Raw genomic sequence first — 22,401 nt, forward strand, 5'->3', positions numbered from 1 at the left:
TCACCTCATCCAAGCGGGCAGGTCTTTCTCCAGGGTGACTCCCTGCCGTGGCACCTGCGCATCGGGCGAAGGCTCGGCCTCTTCCTCGGGCGGATGGCTGCGGTGCCGCAGAGGGGCCTCGGCCAGGAGCTTGTCGAAGAGCGGGACCAAGGCCTCGATGGCGGCGACGGGGACACGGCCGTCGTCCGGGCCCTCCGGCAGGCTCTCCCAGCCGACGGGCGGGGCCTCTTCGGCCTGGGCGATCCAATCCTGGAGTTCTTCCACCAGGGGCGGGGAATCGGGGGCGAGCACGTCGTAGACGAGGGTGCTGCCGGCAGCGTTGACCGCGGAGGACAGCGCGTTCACGTGGTCACCGAGGCGCGGTCTGCCACTCGAGATCAACTTCTCCAGGACACGCAGCAGTGCCTGCGCGGTAGGGCGATGGTCGATGACGTCCAGACGGAGCGTGGTGTTGAGGACGTCCTGCACTCTGCAGGCGACCTCGACCGGGCGGTAGTCGAGCCCGTCGCGGAACAGCTCGGCGGCCCACCACAAACGCGAAAAGCACTGGGTGTAGTGAGGGCCGGAGAAGCGGGAACTCTGTGCGATCTCGGCGCCCTTGTGGCGCCACACCACGTAGTCGGGTGCGACGAGCATGGCCAGGTGGTTCCAGAGGCCGCTGTCCCCTGCCTCGGAACGCGTCATGCGCAACGTGGCGTGCAGGCGCGGGGCGAGCCAGCCGTCGGCAGCCGTGCGTTCATCGTCGAACCGTGTCATCGCCTGGCCGAGGAGCTCCCGGATGGGAGCGGTGCGCCGGCGTGCCTCGTGCTCGGGGAGGGGAACGCTCGCCTTGCGAAGTGCGACTTGGGGCGGGTTCTCCTGACCGGACTGCATGCCGCGGCTCAGATGCTTGGCAACAGCCGCATCGGGAAGCAGGCCGAGTACGGGAGGATGGTCGAACGGCGCGTGGCGGGGCATCAGTCGACGCTCCTCTCGACACGGTCGGCGGCACGTACCGCGTGGGTCAGTTTCTTGGTGATCTGTGCGCGGCGACCCGCCGCGTACTGGATGCCGGTCTGCAATTCCGACCAGCCGAAGCCTTTCGCCCGCCGCTCGTTGATCTCGTACAACGCATCGGTGAGCTGTCGTCCGGGCAGCACGTCGGGCAACATCGAGCGCAGGACGGTTTCGCGCCAACCGGAGGGCATCACCGGTGTGCCGTCCTCGTCGGTGTCGAGGTCCCCGGCGGCGGTGTGGAACATGGCCGTCCAGGCGTCTTGTGCGACCTGAGAGGCCGTCATCTCCCGCACCACCTTCTCGGTGGGGCTGCCGCCACGTCCGCTCAGTACCTCCATGAGGCCATCGACGGCAGTGGTGTTGAGGTAGACGGTCGGCATGCCACCCGAGGTCTCCACGATCCACGACGACTCCTTGTACTGATGAAGCCACTTGTGGGGACCGTCCCGGAAGTCGACCTCCACGATCTCGATCTCGCGTTGGCGGACCGGCGTGGCCTCCTCGAGATCGATGTACCAGTCCTGCTCGTCGGAGCCCACGAGTCGGCCCCGGGTACCGTCCACGGTCGCGACGACCCACAGCGCAAGGGTCGCGCGCCGTAGGTGGGACACGCGGGTCAAAGCGATCGAGCCGGTTCGGGAGCCGTCCGGTGTGAGGCGCAGAGGGGCTGTCGTGCGGGCGTTGGTCGCCTTCTCGGTCAGGACGGCGAGGCACGTCACGTCCTGCCACGGACCGCTCCTCAGCTCATCCTCCGGGAGGGTGGCGCGGAGTTCCAGTACGGCTTCCTCCCACTCGGTGCGTCCGGACCGGTGCAGCGCGACCACACGCTCGGTGGGCGACACATTGGTGTACGGGAGCGGCCTGCCGTCGATACGGACGGAGACGACGTCGCACACCACGTCACCGAGAAGCGTCGGGTAGGGGAACACCGGTTTCACGCCGCACCTCCTCGTGCCTTGGGCACATCCACCGTCAGCCGGGCATAACCGCCCCGGACCGGATGGGTCGCAGGGTCGGTCACACCGCTGAACACAGCGGTGCGGACACCCGCCTCGACGATGATCCTGCCGTTGTCGGCACGACAGGTCTCCGATCCGACGAGTAGATCCCAGGCCACGGAGGGACGGCCACCCGAGCGCACATCGAACTTGGCCACGGGGCTCAGTACCCATGGATCGTCCGCGTCGGGGAGTCGCAGGTGGACGGTGACGTGCCAGGCACCTCGATCGTCGATCCGCGCCTCGACCTTCCGGACGGTGGGAAACGACTGGGCACGACGCCCGCCGCCGACACCGGTTCCTGAGTCGAGTCTCAACAGCTCTCGAAGGACCGCCGGGCCACCGTTGCGTGTGACATCGCGCTTGCCCAGAAGCGAGCGGAGGGTTCTGTCGATCTCGCCGCGGAACTCCTTCAGCCTCGTCAGCGCGCCGCGTTGGTAGGCCGTGGTCAGTTCCTCCGTGCGATCCCACCGATCGTGTTCGGGCGGTTCGGAGGCACGCAGGAACGCCTCGGCGAGTGCCACGTCCTCACCGTCCCGTCCGGTCGCGTAGCCGGCGAGCAGGACGGCTTGGAACGGTGGAGTGCCCAGGGGCAGGTCGCGCGGTCGTTGCCGGGTGATGGTCATGCGGTTGCCGCGCATGCAGATGACGTGGTTGATCTGCACGTCGTTGTCGTCGGCGGGGGTGACCAGCAGTACGGCTCGGTGTTCGCGTCCCTTGTCGCGAGGGCGGCCTTGATCCTTCAGAGGGGTGACCACCAGAGGGACGTCGACTTGGACCACTTGGCCCGCGGCGGTCAACTCGGCGACGGTGTCCCCGTCCAGGTAGACCTGCAGAGCCCGGCTGAGAGAAGGGTGGTGGGCGTGCGGGTCCACTTGCTGCTCCGGGATGTAGACGTCGCCGTTGCGCAGGGTGGTGACACGCGCTTCGAGGAGCGGTCCGGCTGTTCGCCCACCGATCATCGCCGCCCAGAAGTCGTCCGCGAGCGACCGCACGAGCTTGTCGTGCATCTCTTCCAGGGACTCCGCCGCTCCCGAGGCGTCGTGTGCGCCGACAATGAGGAACGACGTGCCGGGTTCGTCACCGGCACGGCCCAGGTACAGGCTTTCCAGGGCATTGTCGTCTGCCCACCAGGAGCGGGAGACGCCTTCGTGCTCCGGCTCGGTGTCGGGCTCGCCGAGCCAGGCCGGCCCCGCGTATGCCTCCCCGTCCACCTCGTGCCAGGGAAGGTCCAGGCGCCCGATCATGCGCCCGGTGGTACGCCCCTCGTGGGGCTCGGAAAGTGTCGAGTTGATCAGTACGAGGCCGAGGCGGCTTGTCGCCCACAGGGTCGCCTTTCCCAGACCGTACGAGCCGCCGGCCCGACCGTCGGTGACCTTGTGGCTGTCGAGCTGGCGGCGGACCACTGCGGCGAAACGGCCATCCCTGTATTCGGGGCCGGTCAGCCCTGCGGCGTTGTAGTCGTCGACACGCAGCAGGCGCAGACGGCGTTCCTGGGAGAGGTCGTCCAAGGCGGCCCGGAGACTGCGGGACACCTTCTGGTTGCCCTGGGAGGCCTCTTTGTAGTGGGGCAGGAGTTCGTCCCAACGCAGGGCCTCGAGAAAGGAGTCGAGGTGCTCGCCATCCAGTTCCTGCAACGTGTAGCGGACCCGTACCGGAGAACGATGGTCGCAGCGCTCGTCCAGGGAGTTCTGGGTCGCCTCACGCGCGAGAACCGACAAGTCGGCATCGAAGGCGAACGCGGCGGCGTTGCCGTACTCGCGACCGCCGTCGGCGTGTGCGGGGCGATGGTGCCAGCGCACGGGACGACCGGTCGGCACGTCGACGGTACGTGTGACGACGGATGCGAGGTCGGTGCCCAGTATCTCGGCGATGCGCGCCTTCGTTTCCTCACGAGGCTCGGCGCGACCGGTGATCCACGCAGAAACGGCGGCGCGGGTTTTGCCCAGTTTGGCGGCCAATTCGGCCTGAGACATTTCGGCTCGTCGCAATTGACGTCCCAGCCAAGGGCCGAAGGCCTCACCATGGGCCGTGGAATCCGAGGATTCGGGCATCGCGAGTCGTGCCTCCTGTCGCAGGATTGGGCCCTGGGAGGTGTGTGGTGGTGTTGATCGCTCAGGCTAGCAGGCACCTTTGACCGACAAGGGGGTGTCAAAAAGGATCTGACACCCGCGATCGGCGTGGTAGGGATGCCTGGTCTTCCTCACAGGCCGACGGCCTTCGCGATCTCCGCACGCCGTGCCATCACGAGCCGTTGTACGCGGATGGCTGCCTTGATCGGATCCTCGTGCTCCCACACTCGCACCGCCAACCAACCAGCCGCGGCCAGTAGATCGTCGGTGTTGCGGTCCCGCAGTCGATTGCCCTCGATCTTCGTACGCCAGAACTCGGCGTTGCTCTTCGGCCAGGTCGCGTGCTCCGGGCACCCATGCCAGAAGCACCCGTCCACGAATACGGCGACCTTCACCGGGCCGAAAAGGATGTCGGCTTCGCGCCGCACCTTACTCAGCGGCCTGCGGTGTACCCGGTACCGCAAACCCGCCGCGTGCAGAGCTCGTCGCAATGCCATCTCGACATCCGTGTTGCGACTCTTCTGCCGACTCATCCGCGCACGGGTCTCGGGGGTGGTCTGCACCTTCCGTCGAGCCTCTCGTTCTTCGTGGGCTCGGTTGCCGAACCCGGCAACCTCACACCTGGTTCCCATCGGACGGGCGTGCCGCCGGTCCCTCAGACACTCGCCCCGTGGCACGCCGAGTACAGCCGCCCCGACCCGCACCAGCACCCCGCCCCCCGCTCCGGAGGCCAGACCGTCGCGCGGCCTCGGGCCGCCAGTGTTGTCGCGTACTGGGGGAGCAGGTCCGTGTCTGCCGGGGACGTGCCCTCCGAGGCTGCGAAGGCCTCGTAGGACGGGACCGTGCCGGTGACGATGCCGAGGTTGGCCGTGCCCGAGGCGGCCAGTTCCTTCAGGGACGCCTCTATGCCTGTCAGGTGCTCCTCGTGGGAGGGGTACTCCGCGGACAGGGACGGGTACGCGGCGACCAGTTCCGCCAGTTCGCCCGCCGGCCAGTGGAGGACGGCCACCGGGAACGGGCGGGACAGCTCCTCGCGGTAGGTGCCCAGTTCGGCGCGGAGGCGGGAGATCTCCGCCGCCAGTTCCGCCGGGTTGTCCGAGCCCAGGGACCAGACGCGCTTCGGGTCGTGGAGTTCGTCCAGGGAGACGGGGGACGAGTGGAGGGTGTCGGCGAGGACGTCCCAGTCGTCGTGGCCCGCGCCCAGCATGCGGCGTACCCGGTGGCGGCCGAAGAGCAGGGGGTGGGCGGCGTGCGGCGGGGGCTCCGGTACGTCCGCCAGGAGGAGGGTCACCCCTTCCGTGAACGTCTTCTGCGCCGCTTCGAGCTCGTCGTGCGCTTCCAGCGACTCCGCGACGATCACCCAGGGGGCCGGGTCGCGGGGGGCCGCGGCCCGGATGCCGTCGATGATGGCTCGGGCCTCGGCCTCGTGGCCGTACTCCCACAGGTTGGAGGCTTTCAGGGCGCGGACCAGGTGGGGGTTGTCCAGCCCACCCGGCGCCGACAGCAGGCGGTCGTAGAGGGTCGTCGCGGCGGGGCGGTCGCCGGACAGTTCCAGGTGGGCCGCGGCCTGCAACAGCAGGGCTTCCGCGTCCTCGGGATACAGGCCGGCGGTCCGCTCCAGGCGTGCCGCTTCGGCGGTGTGGTCGACGTTCTCGGCGGGCGTGTCGGGGCGCATGCACGACACCGTACTGCCCGCCGCTGACAAAAAGGAGATAGGTGCAGGCCAGGGGCCGCCCCCTGGCGCGCCTCCTAGATCGTCACCCCGTCCACCTGAAGCGTCTGCACCGCGCCCGCCGCGAACGGCACGCTGAGCGTCTTGCCGCTGAGGTAGGTGTCCGAGCGGGCGGTGTAGAGGTCGCCCGACCCGTTCGTCACGGTGTTCCAGCGGGGGACCAGGCCGGACGAGCCACCCGTCACCGTCGTGAAGCGGGAGAGGTCGAAGGTAAGGGTCTGGGCCGAGGTGGAGGTGTTCGCGGCCACGATCACCAGGCGCTTCGACGCCTTGTCGATCGCCGCCGCCGCGTAGCTCACGCCCGTGTCGAGGATCGTCATGCCGGGGCGGATGTGCCGGCTGAACTGTGCCATCACGTAGTACTTCGTGGTGACCGCGCCCGCCGCCAGCGTGCTCGCGTCGTACGCGATCATCGCCCAGTTCGTCGACGGGTCCATGACCTGCCAGTAGACCCAGGCCGTCGGGTGCAGCCAGCGGAAGTCGTAGAGCAGGTTGCTCGCCATCGTCAGGCCGGTGCCGTCGTTGTCGCCCGTTTCCGAGTTCCACAACGCCTTGCCGGCCGTGGTCACCACGTCGGTGTAGAGCAGGTCGCGGCGGCCGCCCGAGCCCTGGTACCCGTGGACGTTGACCCGGTTCACGTACCCCTTCGTCGTCGAGGAGAAGGAGTTCCACGTGGTGCGGGCGAGGTCGTAGCTCGTCTCGTCCGACGCCGAGATCTTCGTCGCCGTCAGGCCGCGCTTGTCCAACTCGCTGCGCATGTAGGGCAGGACGGCCGACTGGACGGTCGCGTCCATGTGACAGCCCTCCTGCGTGCCGGTCGCCGTCCACCAGGACGAAGAGGGCTCGTTGAAGGGGTCGACGGTCGCGAAGTTCACGCCCCAGTTCGACTTCGCGTACAGCGCGACCGCCGCCAGGTGGGAGGCGTGCTGACGGTAGTTCCAGGTCTGGAGGTTGTTGCCGCCGCCCGAGGCCCCGGACGGGTTGTGGTTCGAGCACATCCACCACATGGGGGAGTTGGCGAACAGTTCCGTCGTGGCCCCGCGCGAGGTCGCCTTCTGCAGCATCGCCCGCTGGGCCGCGTCCGCCGTCCAGTCCCACGCCGAGGAGGTGGGGTCCTCGTTGTTCCAGTCCTGCCAGTAGCCCTCGATCTGCTTGAACGCCGGGATGTTGGCGGAGGCCACCATGCTCGCGCCGCCGACCGTGTTCCAGCTGCACGCGCCGAGGTTGTAGCGGGCGATGTTGAGGCCGAGACCGGGGAGGGTCTTGCCGTTGTAGGACACCGACTTGGTCGTGAAGAAGATGTCGGCGAAGTCGTCCCGCGCGCCGAACACGTTCGCCCACCAGGCGAGGGAAGTGCCCCAGCCCTCCCAGGTTCCGTACGTCGTCGACGGGTTGACGGAAATCGTGGCGTCGGCGTGGGCGGTGCCCGTCGCGAGCGCGCTCCCGAAGAGCGCGCCGCCCGTGGCCGCCAGCAGTGTTCTGCGTCGGATCATGGCTTCTCCGCTTCGTGACAGCGATCGACCGCCGGTCGTCCCGATCGGCGTCGTCGGATACGTCGGTGCACGGGTGGGTGTGTGCGGCAGTGCACCGGTGCGTGCGTCAGTGCGTCAGTGCGTCAGTGCGTCAATGCGTCCGTGCTTCCGTACGTTCGTGGTTTCGTACGTCCACGCCTTCGTGCGTTCATGCCTTCGTGCTCGGTGCGTCACGAAGCATCGGGTGTGCTCCGTGGTGTTGTCGAGAGTTCTGACAGAAGTTCCGACAGCCCTTTCTCAAACCAATGGAGAAAGGGCGGGGAAGGGTTCGAGGGGGCGAACGTCTGGAGACCTCGACCCTCTCCGCCTATCGTGCCCGCGTGCGGATTCCCCTCGTGCAGCGGAGTGTCCTCGGGCAGCGGATCCCCCTCGTGCAGCACAGCACCCGGCGGCGACGCGCCCGGTACCGGCGAGTGCTCTGGAGCGGAGCCGAAGTCCTCGTCACCGTCGGGGTGTTGCTGCTGCTCCTCGTCGCGCATCAGCTGTGGTGGACCAACCGGGAGGCGAAGGACGGCGCCGAGCGGAGAGTGGAGGCGTTGCAGCGGGAGTGGGGGACCGGCGCAGGTGACGGCGGCCTCACCGGGACGGATGCCGGCGAACCGGGGGCCGGCCCGGCCGCCGGGACCGAGGGTGCTGCCTCCGGTGCCGGTGGTGGCACCGGCACCGGATCCGAGGGCGGGACGAAGTCGTCGTCCTCGAACCCGAGTTCCTCCCAGGCGTACGCCGTGCTCCGCATCCCCCGGCTCGGTCTCCGCGTCCCCGTCGCCGAGGGCACCAGCAAGCAGAACGTGCTCAACAAGGGGTATGTCGGCCACTACTCCGGATCCCAACAGCCGGGCCAGGAAGGCAACTTCGCGGTCGCCGGGCATCGCAACACCCATGGCGAGCCCTTCCGGTATCTCAACCGCCTCAGGAAGGGCGACAAGGTGGAGGTGGAGACCCGCGACGCGACCTACACCTACCTGGTCGACAAGACCCTGCCGCAGACCTCACCCCGCGACTCGGGCGTCATCCGGCCCGTGCCCCGTTCCCTCACCGAGCCCGCCTACGGCTATGACGCCCCCGGCCGCTACCTCACCCTCACCACCTGCACGCCCGAGTACACCTCCCGGTACCGCCTGGTCGTCTGGGGCAGGCTCGTCGCCACCCTGCCCCGGGGGTAGCGCGCCGACCCGTCGCGCACGGCGCCTGATCCTGTCGGTTCTGTCTACGAGCCCTCCTCCAGGGCCTCCCGGACGGCGGTCAGGACGGTTTCGGTGTCCGCGCCGAGGGCGCGGGCGGAGGCGGTGAAGTCCCGTGCCAGGGTCGCGAGTTGGTCCGGATCGGGACGGGCCGGTTCCGACGGGGGCGCCGCCACCCGGGTGCCCGCCCCGCGCCGGGTGCGGATCAGCTCGGCGGCCTCCAGCTCACGGTAGGCGCGGGCCACGGTCCCCGGGGCCAGTCCCAGGTCGGACGCCAACTGGCGCACGGTCGGCAGGCGTTCGCCCTCCGTCAGCCGCCCGGTGACGATCAGGGCGGCGAGCTGGGCGCGGATCTGCTCGAACGGCGGGACCTGGCTCGAGGTGTCGACGCGGACCGCGGGTTCACTCATCGCCGACGGCCCGGGGGATCACGATGGTGAACAGGCACCATCCCAGCGTGAACAGGCTCAGCAGGCCCAAGGGGTAGATCACCAGGGCGGTGATGTTGCCCAGCATGCCGGCGCAGGTCGTGCGGGACAGCACCCTGCCGATCATGCCGAGGACGAGCAGCAGCTGGCTGGAGACCAGCAGGCCCCAGGCCGCGGTGATCGCCCACGAGCGGTCGTGGCGTCGCTGGTTCTCGCCCGGGCGGTGGGCGATACGGCGCAGGGCCCACACGCAGGCGGCGGTGCCGAAGGCGATGGAGGCGAGGATCGGGGTGGCGTAGAAGATGCCGGGCCAGGGGCCGAGGGGTCTGGTCACGCCTTTGCAGGTCACGGTGACGGCCCGGCCTGCCCGGCCGACGCTGTCGGGAGAGGCCGCGGCGGCCCCGATCGCCAGGAGGGCGACGAGGCACGCGGTCTGGAACAGCAGCAGCGGGGCCATCCGGGGCGGTACGTGGTCGCGGACCCGGCGCGGGGCGAGGCTGGCGGTGCGGACCGCTTCGAGGGGAGCGGGGGTGAGGGAGTCGCCGAGCAGCACGCCACCGACCGCGCACAGTCCGAACGCGGTGACCGCGCTGAGGAAGGTCATCGCCCCGTCGTCGCTGTCCCGCACCGCCAGTTGCTGGGCGACGACGACGCCCAGGGTCAGGCCGGCCCAGCGGGCGCAGAGTTCGGCGCGGGCGAGCAGTCGCTCAGGTGGAACGGTGTCCAGCATGTCGGGTCCCCCGGTGCGTACTTGTATCAAGTGGTGAGTACAAGATGCCGGGAGCCGGATCTTGTGTCAATCGGTTGATACAAGTGCCCTGCCGGAGCGATCGTCCGACGCATCCACCGGTCCCGTGGCCCCGGTGGTGCCGTCGGTTCCCTCACTCCCCTCACTCCCGTCGGTCCCCTCACTCCCGTCGGTCCCGTCGGTCCCGTCGGGTCAGTTCCGGCCCCGGGAATCCGCCGTGGCCGCCAGGCCCCTCGCGGCGGACGCTCCTCGGGCCAGGCCCAGGGCGCCGAGTACGCCCACGGCGCCGAGGACGGCCAGTCCCGCCGACACCGCCATCGCCACGTCCGTCCCGTGGGCGAGACCGCCGCCCGTTCCGGTGGCGATGGCGATCGTCAGGGCCACTCCGGCGCACGAGCCGACGTAGCGCAGTGTCTGCTGCGCACCCGACCCCATCGCCGCTCGCGCCGCCGGAACCGACTCGACCGCCAGCAGAGGAAGCGCCGCGTTCAGCAGGCCGCTGCCCACGCCGGCGAGGGCGAGCCCCGGCAGCATCCGGTGCCAGGAGTCCGCGTGCACCGCGCCGAGCAGGGTCAGGACACCCGCCGCGTGCAGGGCGAAGCCGAGGGCGAGCTGGACCCGGGTCGGGACGCGGCCGGCCAGGCGGCGGGCCTGGAGGGCGACCACGAAGGACAGGCCGGACCAGAGGAGGAACAGCCAGGCGGTGGCCATCGGGGACATGCCGAGCGACGTCTGGAGCACCGTCGGCAGGAAGCTGAACAGGCCGATCACCGCGAGGCCGGTCACCAGTCCGCCGGTGGAGGAGGCCAGGAAGGCCGGGTTGCGGAGCAGGGAGAGGTCGATCATCGGGGTGGCCACCCGGCGCTCGACGACCACGAAGAGCCCCAGCAGGGCCACCGACGCCAGGAGCAGCAGCCCCACCGGCGCCCGCAGCCAGCCGTCCCTGCCCAGGGTCAGGGCCGCGATCAGGGCGACGGTCGCCGCGCCGAAGGCCGCGGCGCCGGGCAGGTCCGGACGGCCGCCGCGCGGTGAGCGGGACTCCGTCAGTACGCGGGGCGCGACGGCGGCGACCAGCAGGGTGGCGACGCCGAGCAGGACGTAGACCAGGCGCCAGCCGGGCAGCGCGCCGCTGAGCACCGGGCTCACGGCGATGCCCGCGCTGACGAACGCGCCCCACACCCCGGTGGCGTGCAGTCGGCCGCGCGGGGTGGGGAAGGCGTGCACCAGCAGGCCCAGGCTGCTCGCCAGGAGCGCCGCGCTGGACGCGCCCTGCGCGACCCGGGCCAGGGTGAACTGCCAGGTCGTCGTCGCCAGTGCGCCGAGCAGGGTGGTGAGGGCGAGGGCCAGGGTGCCCGACACGAAGAGCCGGCGGCGGCCGTGGTCGTCGGCCAGGCTGCCGGCGACCAGGAGCAGCGCGGCCAGTCCGAGCGGGGTGCCGTTGAGCAGCCAGGCCTGGGCGGACGGCGCGGTGTGCAGGGCGGCGGCGGTGTCCACGAGCGTGACCGCCGGCGCGGTGTACGTCATCAGGGCGAGGGCGGTGGCCGCGCTGGTCACGGCGAGGGTGGCGCGGGGCCGGACCGGTGCCGGCGGCTTCGCGTCGAGGGCGGGGACCGGCTCGGCACGCGTGTCAGTTCGTTCAATGAACCTGCTCATGTCTCCGCACGCTAGCACCCTTGGTTCGGTCATTGAACCAACCGAGGGTAAATGGCTACAGTGGGCGGCATGGCACTCGGCAAGGACTACGCGACACAGGAGTGCTCGATCGCTCGGGCACTGGAGGTCGTCGGCGAACGCTGGACGCTGCTCGTCATCCGCGACGCGCTCTACGGAGTCCGGCGCTACAACGACTTCCTCGTCCATCTCGGCATCCCGCGCGCCGTGCTGGCCGCCCGCCTCCAGGCGCTGACCGCCGAGGGCATCCTCGAGAAGCGCCGCTACCAGGAGTCCCCGCCGCGCGAGGAGTACGTCGTCACCGACCGCGCCATCGCCCTGTGGCCGACCCTGCGCTCGCTCGGCCTCTGGGGCCGCGAGCACTTCGGGGAGGCCAGGCTGCGGATCTTCCGGCACGCGGATTGCGGCACCGAACTCGGTCCCTACGGCGAATGTCCCGCCTGCGGAACTGTCGTACCGGTCCCGGACGTCCTCATGGTGCCGGGGCCGGGGCTCGACCCCGACCCGGCGGATCCGGTCAGCCGGGCGCTGCTGAAGCCGAGAAGACTGCTGGAGCCGATCGAGGTCGGTCAGGTATAACCGAACCGACCACACGTAGAGGCGGGCGGAAGGGAACGGGGGGGAATGAGCGTGATCCGTAGTCGGTTCGTGCCGCGTCCCGCTCTCGTGCTCCTCCTCCTCTTCCTCGACGTCGTGCTCCTCGACGCCGGCAGCCTCTCCGCCGCCGTCGCACTCGCGGCGACCGCAGCGGCCGGCTCCGCGCTGGCCGTCTGTACCCTCGTCGCCGCGCGCAGCGCCCCCGCCGTCCCGCCCACCCGGGTGCGTACGGCCATCAGGGACCGGGCGCGCCGTACGGCCTTCCTGCCGCAACGCGATCCCGACGCCTCCGGCCGCCGCCGCCCCAGGGCACCCGGCCGCGCCCTCCCGACGACCGTCGCGTAGGGCCGCTCTCCACCGTCACGTGGGTGACCCACGCGGGTCGTCATGCCGCCGTCCGTTTTCCCGGCACGACGAGACCCCCGGAGGGCTCACCACCCATGTCCGTTTTCGCCAGCCTGGTCGAGCGACTCGCCGACCTGCTCCATCCCGCGTTCGGCGCCACCGCCGCGGCCGCCGCGATCATCCTGTTCACCGCGTTCGTACGGCTCCTCGTGCACCCCTTGTCCCGGGCGGCCGCCCGCGGCCAGAAAGCCCGTACGGCATTGCAGCCGAGGATCGCCGAACTGCGCAGGAAGCATGCCGAGAACCCCGAGAAGCTGCAGCGGGCGGTGCTGGAACTGCACGCCGAGGAGAAGGTGTCACCGCTGTCCGGACTGCTGCCGAGCCTCTGCCAGATGCCGGCCTTCTTCCTGCTCTACCACCTCTTCTCCAGCTCCTCGATCGGCGGCGAGGGCAACGGCCTGCTTGGACATCGGCTGTTCGCCGCGCCGCTGGGCGACCGCTGGACGGACGCGCTGGCCGGGGGCGGGATGTTCGGCGCGGCCGGACTGGTCTACCTGGGGCTGTTCGCCGTCGTCGCGGCCGTCGCCTCCTTCAACCTCGTCCGCGCGAAGCGGGTGCCGCTGCCCCAGGTCGGCGGGGGCGAGGAGGTGCCCGGGGTCGGCACGATCGCCAAGGCCATGCCGTTCCTGTCCTTCTTCACGCTGGTCACGGTGGCCGTCGTACCGCTGGCCGCCGCGCTGTACGTGATCACGAGTACGACCTGGAGCGCGCTCGAACGGGCCGTTCTCTACAGGTGACCGTCCCGGACACCGGGACCGTCCCGCGCAGGGGGCGGTCCAGTCCGTGAACGGGGGCTTGCGGACCGCATCGCGAGCTTGGAGGATCGACCAGTCCTCCGATGGCTGCACCCATCGGGCGGGTGCCCCGCGATCGAGGGAGAGAGTGACCATGAAGCTGCTGCGAGTCGGTACGGCGGGCAGGGAGCGGCCCGCGCTGCTCGACCCGGAGGGGTCCCTGCGGGACCTCTCGGGGATCGTCCCGGACATCGACGGGGCGCTGCTCGCCGACGACGAGGCGCTCGGCCGGGTCCGGGACGCCGTCGAGTCCGGGGAACTTCCGGTGCTGGACGCGGCCGGGCTGCGGATCGGGCCGCCGCTGGCCCGGATCGGCAAGGTCGTGTGCATCGGGCTGAACTACCACGACCACGCCCGGGAGACCGGGGCCGAGCCGCCCGCCGAACCCGTCGTCTTCTTCAAGGCGGCGGACACGGTCGTGGGGCCCTACGACACCGTCCTCGTGCCGCGCCGGTCCACCAAGACCGACTGGGAGGTGGAGCTGGCGGTCGTCATCGGGCGCACGGCCCGCTACCTGGAGTCGGCGCGGGAGGGGCTCGCGCATGTCGCGGGGTACGCCGTCGCGCACGACGTGTCCGAGCGGGAGTTCCAGATCGAGCGGGGCGGGACCTGGGACAAGGGGAAGAACTGCGAGACGTTCAATCCGCTGGGCCCGTGGCTGGTGACGGCCGACGAGGTCGCCGACCCGCAGGACCTCTCCCTGAGGCTCTGGGTCAACGGGGAGCTGAAGCAGGACGGGACCACGGCCGAACAGATCTTCCCGGTGGGGGAGGTCGTCCGGTACGTCAGCCAGTTCATGACCCTGTACCCGGGGGACGTCATCAACACCGGGACGCCCGCCGGGGTCGCCCTCGGCGAGCCGGAGCCCAAGCCGTACCTGCGGGCCGGGGACGTGGTGGAACTGGAGATCGAGGGGCTCGGACGCCAGCGCCAGGAGTTCAAGGACGCGTAAGCGCTCCGCCGGGGGCGGGGAACCGGGGTGGGTTGTCGGTTGTCGGCTGCGGGCCGGTCCGTGGCCGGTCGCGCCCACGCGGCGAAGCCGACCATGTCACGGTCCCGCGCCCCCTTCGGCGCGTTTCAGTCCAGGTACTTCTCCAGGAACTGTTCCAGGGCTCCGACCACGAAGCGGTGGTCCTCCAGCTGGGGCAGGCCCGACACCGTCACCGCGCCGATGATGCCCACGCCCTCGACGTGGACGGGGAAGGAACCGCCGTGCGCCGCGTACTCGTCGGGGTCGAGGCGGGAGGAGTCCTCGAACGTCGTGCCCTTGGCGCGGAAGCGGGAGCCCACCAGGTAGGAGGAGGCGCCGAAGCGTTCCACCACCCGGCGCTTGCGGGCGATCCAGGCGTCGTTGTCGGGCGTCGAACCGGGCAGCGCCGCGTGGAAGAGCTGCTGGCCGGCCCGGTGGATGTCGACGGCGACCGGCGCCTGGCGCTCACGGGCCAGCTCCACCAGCAGCGAGCCGAGCTCCCACGCGTCGTCGTTCGTGAACTGGCGGAAGACCAGCCGTCGTTCCTGCGCCTGGAGCTCCTCCAGGGTCGGGGTGATCTCCGGGGTGAACTTCGGGGTCATCTGGTGGGTTCCCATCACAGCGTCACCGCCACCTTGTCTCGTGCCGAACGGCGGGCCGCCTCCAGGACGTCCAGGGCGGCGGCCGCCTCGGCGGCGGTCACCGGATTGGGTCCGCCGTCGATCAGTGCCCTGGCCACCGCAGCGTAGTAGGCCGGGTAGTCGCCCGGGAGGGTTCGTTCGGGTCGTCCGCCGCCGGTCAGGGGGGACTCCCCGGCGCCGACCCGGCCCCACAGCTCCTCCGGCTCGGTGCCCCAGCCGGGAGTGCCGTCGGGCCGCTCGCCCTCCCGCAGGGCCGCCTCCTGCGGATCCAGGCCGTACTTCACATAGCCCGCCTTCGAGCCCAGGACCCGGAAGCGGGGGCCGAGCTGCGAGGTCGTCGCGGAGGCGTAGAGGTGGGAGCGGACTCCGCTCGCGTGCGTCAGCGCGATGAAGGTGTCGTCGTCGGTCTCCGCGCCGGGCCGCCGGACGTCCGCCTCGGCGTACACGGAGACCGCCGGACCGAACAGCACGAGCGCCTGATCGACGACATGACTGCCGAGGTCGTACAGCAGACCTCCGATCTCTGTGGGGTCGCCGGACTCCCGCCAGCCGCCCTTCGGCAGCGGCCGCCACCGCTCGAAGCGGGACTCGAAGCGCCACACGTCGCCGAGTCCGCCCTCGTCCAGCAGCTTGCGGAGCGTCAGGAAGTCGTTGTCCCAGCGGCGGTTCTGGAAGACGGAGAGCAGCAGACCGCGCTCCTCGGCGAGCGCGGCCAGCTCGCGCGCCTCGGCCGCGGTGCCGGCGACCGGCTTGTCGACGACGACCGGCAGGCCGGCCTTCAGCGCGGCGGTCGCGAGCGGGACGTGCGTCTTGTTCGGGGACGCGATGACGACCAGGTCCAGCTCGCCGGCGCGGGCGAGGAGGTCTTCGGGGGTGGCGGCGAGGCGTACGTCCGGGAACTCGGCGCGGGCCTGCTCCTGCCGCTCGGGGTTCGAGGTGACCACCGTGTCGAGGGCCAGGCCCTCGGTGACGGCGATCAGCGGGGCGTGGAACACGGAGCCCGCGAGGCCGTAGCCGATCAGGCCCACGCGGAGCGGTGGGGCGGCCGGGTCGGTGCGGGCGCCGGCCCCGGTGTCGGAGTCGGTCTCGCCAGTGGTGCGTCCAGTCATGCCGCCCACTTTGGCAACGCTGTTGCTAAAGTGCAAGCGCGCGAGACAATGGAGGAGTGAACAGGACGAACGGCGGAAGCAGCCCGGACCCCGCGACGAACCCCACGACGGGCCGCCCGACGAGTGGCACGGCCGGGGTGAACCTGCTCGCCCTGCGCAACCACAACACCGGGCTGGTGCTCGACCTGCTGCGCACCGCGGGCCCGGACGGCATCAGCCGGCTGGAGCTCGCCGAGCGCACGGGCCTCACCCCGCAGGCGGTCAGCAAGATCACCGCTCGGCTGCGGGAGGAGGGGCTCGCGGCCGAGGCAGGACAGCGCGCGTCGACCGGCGGCAAGCCGCGCACGGTCCTCCGGCTGGTCCCCGAGGCCGGCCACGCGATCGGCGTGCATCTCGACCGGGACGAGCTGAGGGTCGTTCTGGTCGACCTCGACGGGCGCGTGATGGGCGAGCGAAGCTGCCAACTGTCCCTGGGCGCCGGGGCGATGGAGGTGACGGACACACTGGTGGACGAGGTGGCGCAGGTCCTCGGCGGCGGTACGGCGGCGACGCTGCTCGGCGTCGGGGTGGCGCTTCCCGGGCCTCTCGACCACGCCCGCGGGGTGCTGCACCGGGTCACCGGCTTTCCCGAGTGGGACGGCTTCCCGTTGCGGGACGTGGTGGCGGCACGGCTCGGGGTGCCGGTGGTCGTCGACAAGGACACCAACGCCGCCGCGCTCGGTCTCGCCGTCGGCGGCGAACGCGGCTCCTTCGCCTGCCTGCACCTCGGTACGGGTCTGGGCGCCGGCCTGGTGATCGGCGGGGCCCTGCACCGCGGTGCCCGCACCGGGGCGGGGGAGTTCGGCCACCAGGTCATCCAGCTGGACGGGCCGCCCTGCACCTGCGGCAACCGGGGCTGTGTGGAGGCGCTGTGCCTGACGGCCATCCACCGGGGGGACCTGGCCGAGGCGGCGCGGGTGCTCGGCGAGGGGGCCGGGAACCTGGTCGGCCTGCTCGACATCGACGCCGTGCTGCTGGGAGGCCGTACGATCGCGGCCGCACCGGAGCCGTTCGTACGGGGAGTCGCCGCCGTGCTCGAGGCCCGTGCGCACCGCGAGGGTTCGCGGGAGGGCGCGGTTCCGGTGCGCCTCGCGCCCGGCGGAGCCCGGGGCGTCGCGGAGGGCGCGGCCCAGTTGCTGCTGGCACCGGTCTTCGGGCGGGGGGACGGCTGACCCGAACGAGGGGATACGTACGGTCGTACGGTGTGCCGTCCCCACGGGGCGCGTTCCGTCGTACAGGCTCACGTGTTCATGCGACTGTGCCCGCCTGTCTCCCTCTGCCTCGCCGTGGCCGCCGCCCTCCTGCCCGTGCCCGCCCACGCGGAAGCCGGCCCGAGTTGCGCTGTTGCCGACGGCGCCGACTTCCCCCTCACCACCCGGCTGCGCGGGGGCCCGACCTCCTACCGGGCGGGGGGCGGATTCGGCATCTGGTATCTCGACCTCACCAACACCACCCGCCTCACCTGCGACGGAATCCATCCGGTCGTCGTCCTGGTCGACGCCGGACGCTCCCTGAAGCCGTCCCAGGCGCGTCTGGAGTTCTACGCCGACGGCCGACCGCACCCCGTCCGCTTCGAATCCACCGACGCCGACGAACTGGTCGGTGCCTTCACCGACGGGCCCACCGAAGGAACCACCGACGGAGAGGCCGAGGGGCGGACCGACGGACCGGGCGACGGGCGGGCCGACGGCTTCGCCGGTTTCACCGTGGGGCCGGGCCGGACCCTCACCGTCAAGCTGCGCCTCGCCCTCACCTCGGACACCGCGCCCAACGACGTCACCGCCAACGCGGCGGTCGTCCAGAGGCACGGTGACGACGGCGACTGGATCGGACAGTCGAACGACTACCGCTTCGCCGTCGAGGCCGAGCGAGCCCCCCGCACCGATCCGCGCCCCGACGCCGACGCCGACGCCGGCACCGCCCCCGGCCACGACCCGGCCGCCCCCACCTCCGACCCCGGCCACGCCACGGCCACCGCCACCGCCGGCACCGGCGCCACCTCCGTCCCCTCTCCCGCCCCGGACGCCTCCGCCACGGACACCGGCCGGCTCTCCCTCGCCGACGAGGCCGAGGAGCTCGCCCGCACCGGCCTCACCTCACCCGCGGTGCTCGTCGGCGCCACCGCCTGTCTCCTGGCCGCCGGAACCCTCCTGCTGCTCGCCCGCCGACTGGCCCGGCGACGCCGTTGAACCGCGGCCGCATCCCAGCCGGTGGACGCCCGGCCACCGGCCATTCCCTCAAGATCGGGCCTGTGCTTAGGCTGGGGCGCACGCAGCAACCGCGTGCAGGCGCAGCACCGCGTACAGGCGCGGCAACCGCGTACTCGCGTTCGTGTACGGCAGGGAGATCCCGCACATGGCAGACCGCAAGCCCATCGAGTCGTGGCTCACCGACATGGACGGTGTGCTCATCCACGAGGGCGTACCGATCCCCGGGGCCGACGCCTTTCTGAAGAAGCTGCGCGACTCGGGCAAGCCGTTCCTGGTCCTGACCAACAACTCGATCTACACCCCGCGCGACCTGCACGCCCGGCTGCGCCGCATGGGCCTGGACGTGCCGATCGAGAACATCTGGACCTCCGCGCTGGCCACCGCCCAGTTCCTGGACGACCAGCGGCCCGAGGGCACGGCGTACGTCATCGGCGAGGCCGGTCTGACCACCGCGCTGCACGACATCGGGTACATCCTCACCGACCACGAGCCCGACTACGTGGTCCTCGGTGAGACCCGCACCTACTCGTTCGAGGCGATGACGAAGGCCGTCCGGCTCATCAACGACGGCGCCCGTTTCATCTGCACCAACCCGGACGAGACCGGCCCCTCCGCCGAGGGCGCGCTCCCGGCCACCGGAGCCGTCGCCGCGCTGATCACCAAGGCGACCGGCAAGAACCCGTACTTCGCGGGCAAGCCGAACCCGCTGATGATGCGCACCGGTCTGAACGCCATCGGCGCCCACTCCGAGAACAGCGCGATGATCGGCGACCGGATGGACACCGACGTCCTCGCGGGCATGGAGGCCGGTATGCAGACGTTCCTGGTGCTCACCGGTCTGACCCGGCCCGAGCAGGTCGAGAACTTCCCCTACCGCCCGTCGAAGATCGTGGACTCGATCGCGGATCTCGTCGACCGGATCTGAAACCCGTTACACGGCGTGAGCCACTCGTACGGAGCAGTGATCCCCGCCCGGGGATGCGCGCCGGGTCCCGGCGGGGGAGTCTCCATCTAGCTGGAGGTTCACGATGGGTTCACTGAAAATCACACTCTGTGCGGGTACCGCGGTCGTCGCCGCGGTACTCATCCCGACGGCGTACGCCTCGGACGAAGGCAGTGGCAACAAGGGCGGCAGCGTCTCGATCACGCCGTCGAGGCCCGCTCCCGGCGCCGAGGTCACCCTGAAGGTCAGCGGCTGCGGCGGCAGGACGGCCACCGCGGCCTCGGACGCCTTCGTCGCGGACGCGCGGCTCGCCGACGTCGGCGGCACGCTCGTCGGCGACACCCGGGTCCGCTCGTCGATCGGGGCGGGCACCTACGACGTACGGATCACCTGCGTGGACTTCAAGGTGAAGGGCCACATCGAGGTCGTCGCCTCGTCGTCCGCCGAGTCCTCGGAACCGTCGGAGCCGTCGGACCTCGGGTCGGCGGAGCCGTACCGGCCGTCCGCGCCCGCCTCTCCCGTCGCCCCGGTCCAGGCCGGCGGCGGTGGCGCCGCCCCGCCGGCTCCCCTGGCCGCCGCCGGTGAGGCCGAGCTGGAAGGCCATGGCCCGGGTGCCGCGCAGGCGGTCGTCGGGCTGGTGCTCGCGGGTGTCGCCGCGGCCGCCGTCGTGTTCCGCGGTGTGCACCGGAGACGCAGGGCGGACTGAGCGATGCCCGACCGCGAACGCGCTTCCGGCCGCTTCCTCACCGGTCTGGCCTGGGCGGTGCTGCTGCTCGGGCTGTGGCTGTGGGGACGCGAGGTGACCGACGTACGGCACGGCATATCCGCCCCGGCCACCGGTGACATGGCCGCGGTGGGCCGCCCACCGGACGCCGGACTCCCGCCCGCCGCGAAGCCGTTGGGCCAGGCGCTGCCGCAACGCGTCGACATCCCCGAGCTGGGCGTGCAGGCCCCGGTCGTCGCCCGCGGGCTGGACACCGAGGGCGGCATCGACCCACCGCCCTTCGACCAGGCGGGCGTCGTCGGCTGGTACGCGGACGGCGCGAAACCGGGCGCCCGGGGCACGGCCCTGCTGGTCGGACACGTCGACACCGAGACCAGGCCCGCCGTCTTCTACAAGCTCAGCACGCTCAGGGCCGGCGAGACGATCCGGGTGGTCCGCGACGACGGGAAGGTCGCCGAGTTCACCGTCGACGAGGTGGAGGTGGTCCGGCGTGACCGCTTCGACGCCCGCCAGGCCTACGGCCCCCGACAGCCGGACCGCGCCGAACTGCGCCTGATCACCTGCGGCGGCACCTTCGACCGGGTGAGCCGCAGCTACACGGCGAACGTGATCGTCTCGGCGTATCTGACGGGCACGGGCGCCTGACCGTACGTCACCTGGCCCGGTCGACGGCCCGCTCCCCCGAAACCGCCGACCGGGCCGGTCCTCGACCGCGCGCGCCCGGGCTGCGGGAGTAGCCCGGCGACCGGCGCGGGAGGCTGTGAGGTTCACCTACCCCGTGAACGGTGGTGACGACCGCGTTCCGGCACTCTGTTCACCGAGTCCGCCGCACGCGGGCGACGCGGTCCGGGACCGGCCCGACCGTACGACGAAGGCCCCTCGCTCGCGCGAAGGGCCTTCGGTGTCTGTGCGCCGCCAGGGACTCGAACCCCGGACCCGCTGATTAAGAGTCAGCTGCTCTAACCAACTGAGCTAGCGGCGCCTGCTGACGTCATAACTCTACAGGACCTCCGAGGGTGTGCCGGACCACCCGGCCGCCGGGCCGCCGCACCACTGGGCCGGGCGGGTGCCGCGTACATCATTCGGACCGTCAGCATGCGCGTCGGGAAGACAGTTGAGAAACTGGCGAACGTGCACAGTCGCGGACATTTCCAGCTGGAGTGTGAGGGGAATCGCATGGGCTCTCCGGTATTCGAGGAATTCGATCCCGAGAGCGACTGCGAGTGCCCAGGATGCGTATCCCGACGGTGGGCGGGGTCGCATTCCCCGCCCGCCCCGTTCGGCGGTCGCCCGGCCGCCCATCGCGTCGTGGTCGTCGCCGCGGCGGCGGCCGCGACCCTCGGCGCCGCCCACGCGGTGCCCGCCGTCGCGGCCCCGCAGACCGCCGACCGGCCCGGCGTACCCGCAGGTGACGAACCCGAGACCCCCCAGGGCGGCAAGGCGCCGCTGCACGGTCCCGCCGGGCAGCCGGCCAGGCCGGGGGGACTCGCGGGGCCGGTGAAGACACCGCCCACGACCCGGGCGGACATCATCAGACGGGCCAAGCAATGGGTTTCGGCGGAAGTGCCGTACAGCATGAGCACCTACTGGTACGACGGTTACCGGCAGGACTGCTCGGGCTTCGTCTCCATGGCCTGGAACCTGCCCGGGAACGAGTGGACGGGCAGTCTCCACCAGTACGGGACACGGATTACCAAGGAGGAGCTCCAGCCCGGCGACATTCTGCTGTTCCATAATCCGTCCAACCCCGAGAAAGGCTCGCACGTCGTGCTTTTCGGCGGCTGGACGGACTACACGCACAGCTCCTACCTCGTCTACGAACAGACCCGTCCGACGAGCCGCCGGCAGCCCACTCCCTACGCCTACTGGAGCCATTCCGACCGCTACGTGCCCTACCGGTACAAGGGCCTCACGGCGGTCGCCGCCGGCTCCGCGGAACAGGTCGGTTCCGACGCCGTCGGTGGCTTCGAGCCCGCGGCCGGGGGTGCCGCGACAACGTCGTTCCCGGGGCGGTCGGCCTTCGGTCCCGGTGCGTACAACCCGTACGTCACCCAGCTCGGCCGGCTCCTCGTCGAGCGCGGCGGAGCACGCTTCTACGCCTCGGGTCCGGGCCCGAGGTGGTCGGCGTCCGACGGGTGGGCCACCCTGGCCTTCCAGGAGGCCCAGGGCTGGCGCGGCGCCGACGCCGACGGCATCCCGGGCCCGAGCACCTGGGCCCTGCTGATCTCCGGCCGGGGCAGGGACATCACGCCCGGGCAGGCCCCGGCGAGCAGCACCGGCATGGGCTCCGGCGGCGGGGGCGGCGGGTATCCCGCGACCGGGGCGGCCGGCGCGCCCGCCGCACCCTCGGTGCCGGGCGTCCCCGCCTACCCCGGCCGGGGCATGTTCCGGCCCGGCGCGCAGAACGCGCACGTCACCCGGCTGGGGAGGCAGCTGGTGAAGAAGGGGTTCGGCAGGTACTACGCGACGGGTCCCGGGCCGCGTTGGGGCGAGGCGGACCGGCGCGGGGTCGAGGCCTTCCAGCGCGCCCAGGGCTGGCGCGGCGGCGCGGCGGACGGCTACCCGGGTCCGGAGACCTGGCGGCGGCTCTTCTCGTAGACCGGCGGCGCGG

General features: G+C 71.4%; 22 protein-coding genes and 1 tRNA gene. 11 read left to right on the top strand and 12 right to left on the bottom strand.

Features of this window, described 5'->3' with window-relative positions; genetic code table 11:
• The 6 genes from OG440_RS23220 to OG440_RS23245 all read right to left on the bottom strand — a co-directional run bounded on the left by OG440_RS23220 (position 1) and on the right by OG440_RS23245 (position 7,291).
• Complete coding sequence (locus tag OG440_RS23220) at positions 1-957, bottom strand: DUF6339 family protein (RefSeq protein WP_406008710.1); 957 nt, start codon at positions 955-957, stop codon at positions 1-3.
• The gene (locus OG440_RS23225; RefSeq protein WP_406008711.1) at positions 957-1,934 is read right to left on the bottom strand and encodes a hypothetical protein; all 978 of its coding nucleotides are present in this window, start codon (positions 1,932-1,934) and stop codon (positions 957-959) included. The genes OG440_RS23220 and OG440_RS23225 overlap by 1 nt, the downstream gene beginning before the upstream one ends.
• Positions 1,931-4,048: a helix-turn-helix transcriptional regulator gene (locus OG440_RS23230; RefSeq protein ID WP_406008712.1), complete on the bottom strand. Its 2,118-nt coding sequence runs from the start codon at positions 4,046-4,048 to the stop codon at positions 1,931-1,933. Before OG440_RS23230 ends, OG440_RS23225 begins: the two co-directional genes overlap by 4 nt.
• 149 nt (positions 4,049-4,197) lie before the next feature.
• Positions 4,198-4,629, bottom strand: coding sequence for a very short patch repair endonuclease (locus OG440_RS23235; RefSeq protein WP_406008713.1), 432 nt, complete (start codon positions 4,627-4,629; stop codon positions 4,198-4,200).
• A 92-nt stretch (positions 4,630-4,721) separates the two neighbouring features.
• Positions 4,722-5,741: an SEC-C domain-containing protein gene (locus tag OG440_RS23240; RefSeq protein WP_406008714.1), complete on the bottom strand. Its 1,020-nt coding sequence runs from the start codon at positions 5,739-5,741 to the stop codon at positions 4,722-4,724.
• Positions 5,742-5,815: 74 nt separating this feature from the next.
• Positions 5,816-7,291 (bottom strand): glycoside hydrolase, encoded by a 1,476-nt coding sequence (locus OG440_RS23245; protein ID WP_406008715.1) that lies wholly within the window; start codon positions 7,289-7,291, stop codon positions 5,816-5,818.
• 410 nt (positions 7,292-7,701) lie between these two features.
• On the opposite strand from OG440_RS23245, the gene OG440_RS23250 reads away from it, so the two are divergent.
• The gene (locus tag OG440_RS23250) at positions 7,702-8,493 is read left to right on the top strand and encodes a class E sortase (RefSeq protein WP_406011433.1); all 792 of its coding nucleotides are present in this window, start codon (positions 7,702-7,704) and stop codon (positions 8,491-8,493) included.
• A 44-nt stretch (positions 8,494-8,537) separates the two neighbouring features.
• On the opposite strand, the gene OG440_RS23255 is transcribed toward OG440_RS23250, so the two are convergent.
• The 3 genes from OG440_RS23255 to OG440_RS23265 all read right to left on the bottom strand — a co-directional run bounded on the left by OG440_RS23255 (position 8,538) and on the right by OG440_RS23265 (position 11,340).
• On the bottom strand, positions 8,538-8,921 hold the full coding sequence (locus tag OG440_RS23255) for a GntR family transcriptional regulator (RefSeq protein ID WP_406008716.1): 384 nt from the start codon (positions 8,919-8,921) through the stop codon (positions 8,538-8,540).
• Positions 8,914-9,669 carry a hypothetical protein gene (locus OG440_RS23260; RefSeq protein ID WP_406008717.1) on the bottom strand — a complete coding sequence of 252 codons (756 nt, stop codon included), beginning with the start codon at positions 9,667-9,669 and terminating at the stop codon, positions 8,914-8,916. The genes OG440_RS23255 and OG440_RS23260 overlap by 8 nt, the downstream gene beginning before the upstream one ends.
• 210 nt (positions 9,670-9,879) lie before the next feature.
• Positions 9,880-11,340 (bottom strand): MFS transporter, encoded by a 1,461-nt coding sequence (locus OG440_RS23265; protein WP_406008718.1) that lies wholly within the window; start codon positions 11,338-11,340, stop codon positions 9,880-9,882.
• 69 nt (positions 11,341-11,409) lie between these two features.
• On the opposite strand from OG440_RS23265, the gene OG440_RS23270 reads away from it, so the two are divergent.
• The 4 genes from OG440_RS23270 to OG440_RS23285 all read left to right on the top strand — a co-directional run bounded on the left by OG440_RS23270 (position 11,410) and on the right by OG440_RS23285 (position 14,106).
• On the top strand, positions 11,410-11,937 hold the full coding sequence (locus tag OG440_RS23270; protein WP_406008719.1) for a winged helix-turn-helix transcriptional regulator: 528 nt from the start codon (positions 11,410-11,412) through the stop codon (positions 11,935-11,937).
• 45 nt (positions 11,938-11,982) lie between these two features.
• Positions 11,983-12,300: a DUF6412 domain-containing protein gene (locus OG440_RS23275; protein WP_406008720.1), complete on the top strand. Its 318-nt coding sequence runs from the start codon at positions 11,983-11,985 to the stop codon at positions 12,298-12,300.
• 95 nt (positions 12,301-12,395) lie between these two features.
• Positions 12,396-13,097, top strand: coding sequence for a YidC/Oxa1 family membrane protein insertase (locus tag OG440_RS23280; RefSeq protein WP_406008721.1), 702 nt, complete (start codon positions 12,396-12,398; stop codon positions 13,095-13,097).
• Positions 13,098-13,248: 151 nt separating this feature from the next.
• The gene (locus OG440_RS23285; protein WP_406008722.1) at positions 13,249-14,106 is read left to right on the top strand and encodes a fumarylacetoacetate hydrolase family protein; all 858 of its coding nucleotides are present in this window, start codon (positions 13,249-13,251) and stop codon (positions 14,104-14,106) included.
• A gap of 125 nt (positions 14,107-14,231) precedes the next feature.
• Here the strand turns inward: OG440_RS23285 and OG440_RS23290 are convergent, their stop codons facing one another.
• Together OG440_RS23290 and OG440_RS23295 are read right to left on the bottom strand one after the other, a co-directional pair.
• Positions 14,232-14,741, bottom strand: a complete 510-nt coding sequence (locus tag OG440_RS23290) for a heme-degrading domain-containing protein (RefSeq protein WP_406008723.1) — start codon at positions 14,739-14,741, stop codon at positions 14,232-14,234.
• Positions 14,741-15,874: a Gfo/Idh/MocA family oxidoreductase gene (locus OG440_RS23295; protein WP_406008724.1), complete on the bottom strand. Its 1,134-nt coding sequence runs from the start codon at positions 15,872-15,874 to the stop codon at positions 14,741-14,743. Before OG440_RS23295 ends, OG440_RS23290 begins: the two co-directional genes overlap by 1 nt.
• Positions 15,875-15,930: 56 nt before the next feature.
• Between OG440_RS23295 and OG440_RS23300 the strand changes: the two genes are divergently transcribed.
• The 5 genes from OG440_RS23300 (at position 15,931) to OG440_RS23320 (ending at position 20,435) form a co-directional block, all read left to right on the top strand.
• Positions 15,931-17,085 (top strand): ROK family protein, encoded by a 1,155-nt coding sequence (locus OG440_RS23300; protein ID WP_406008725.1) that lies wholly within the window; start codon positions 15,931-15,933, stop codon positions 17,083-17,085.
• 78 nt (positions 17,086-17,163) lie between these two features.
• Complete coding sequence (locus OG440_RS23305) at positions 17,164-18,102, top strand: hypothetical protein (protein ID WP_406011434.1); 939 nt, start codon at positions 17,164-17,166, stop codon at positions 18,100-18,102.
• A gap of 166 nt (positions 18,103-18,268) precedes the next feature.
• Entirely contained in the window at positions 18,269-19,048 is a 780-nt protein-coding gene (locus OG440_RS23310; RefSeq protein WP_355701586.1) for an HAD-IIA family hydrolase, read from the top strand.
• A gap of 103 nt (positions 19,049-19,151) precedes the next feature.
• Positions 19,152-19,772, top strand: a complete 621-nt coding sequence (locus OG440_RS23315; protein WP_406008726.1) for a hypothetical protein — start codon at positions 19,152-19,154, stop codon at positions 19,770-19,772.
• A 3-nt stretch (positions 19,773-19,775) separates the two neighbouring features.
• A complete protein-coding gene (locus OG440_RS23320) occupies positions 19,776-20,435 on the top strand; it encodes a class F sortase (RefSeq protein ID WP_406008727.1) in 660 nt (219 codons plus the stop codon).
• Between the two features lie 263 nt (positions 20,436-20,698).
• Here the strand turns inward: OG440_RS23320 and OG440_RS23325 are convergent.
• A tRNA-Lys gene (locus OG440_RS23325) sits at positions 20,699-20,772 on the bottom strand.
• A gap of 194 nt (positions 20,773-20,966) precedes the next feature.
• Here OG440_RS23325 and OG440_RS23330 point away from each other — a divergent pair.
• The gene (locus OG440_RS23330) at positions 20,967-22,388 is read left to right on the top strand and encodes a peptidoglycan-binding protein (protein ID WP_406008728.1); all 1,422 of its coding nucleotides are present in this window, start codon (positions 20,967-20,969) and stop codon (positions 22,386-22,388) included.
• Positions 22,389-22,401: the final 13 nt, after the last annotated feature.

Source organism: Streptomyces sp. NBC_00637 (assembly GCF_045161545.1).
GTDB lineage: Bacteria > Actinomycetota > Actinomycetes > Streptomycetales > Streptomycetaceae > Streptomyces.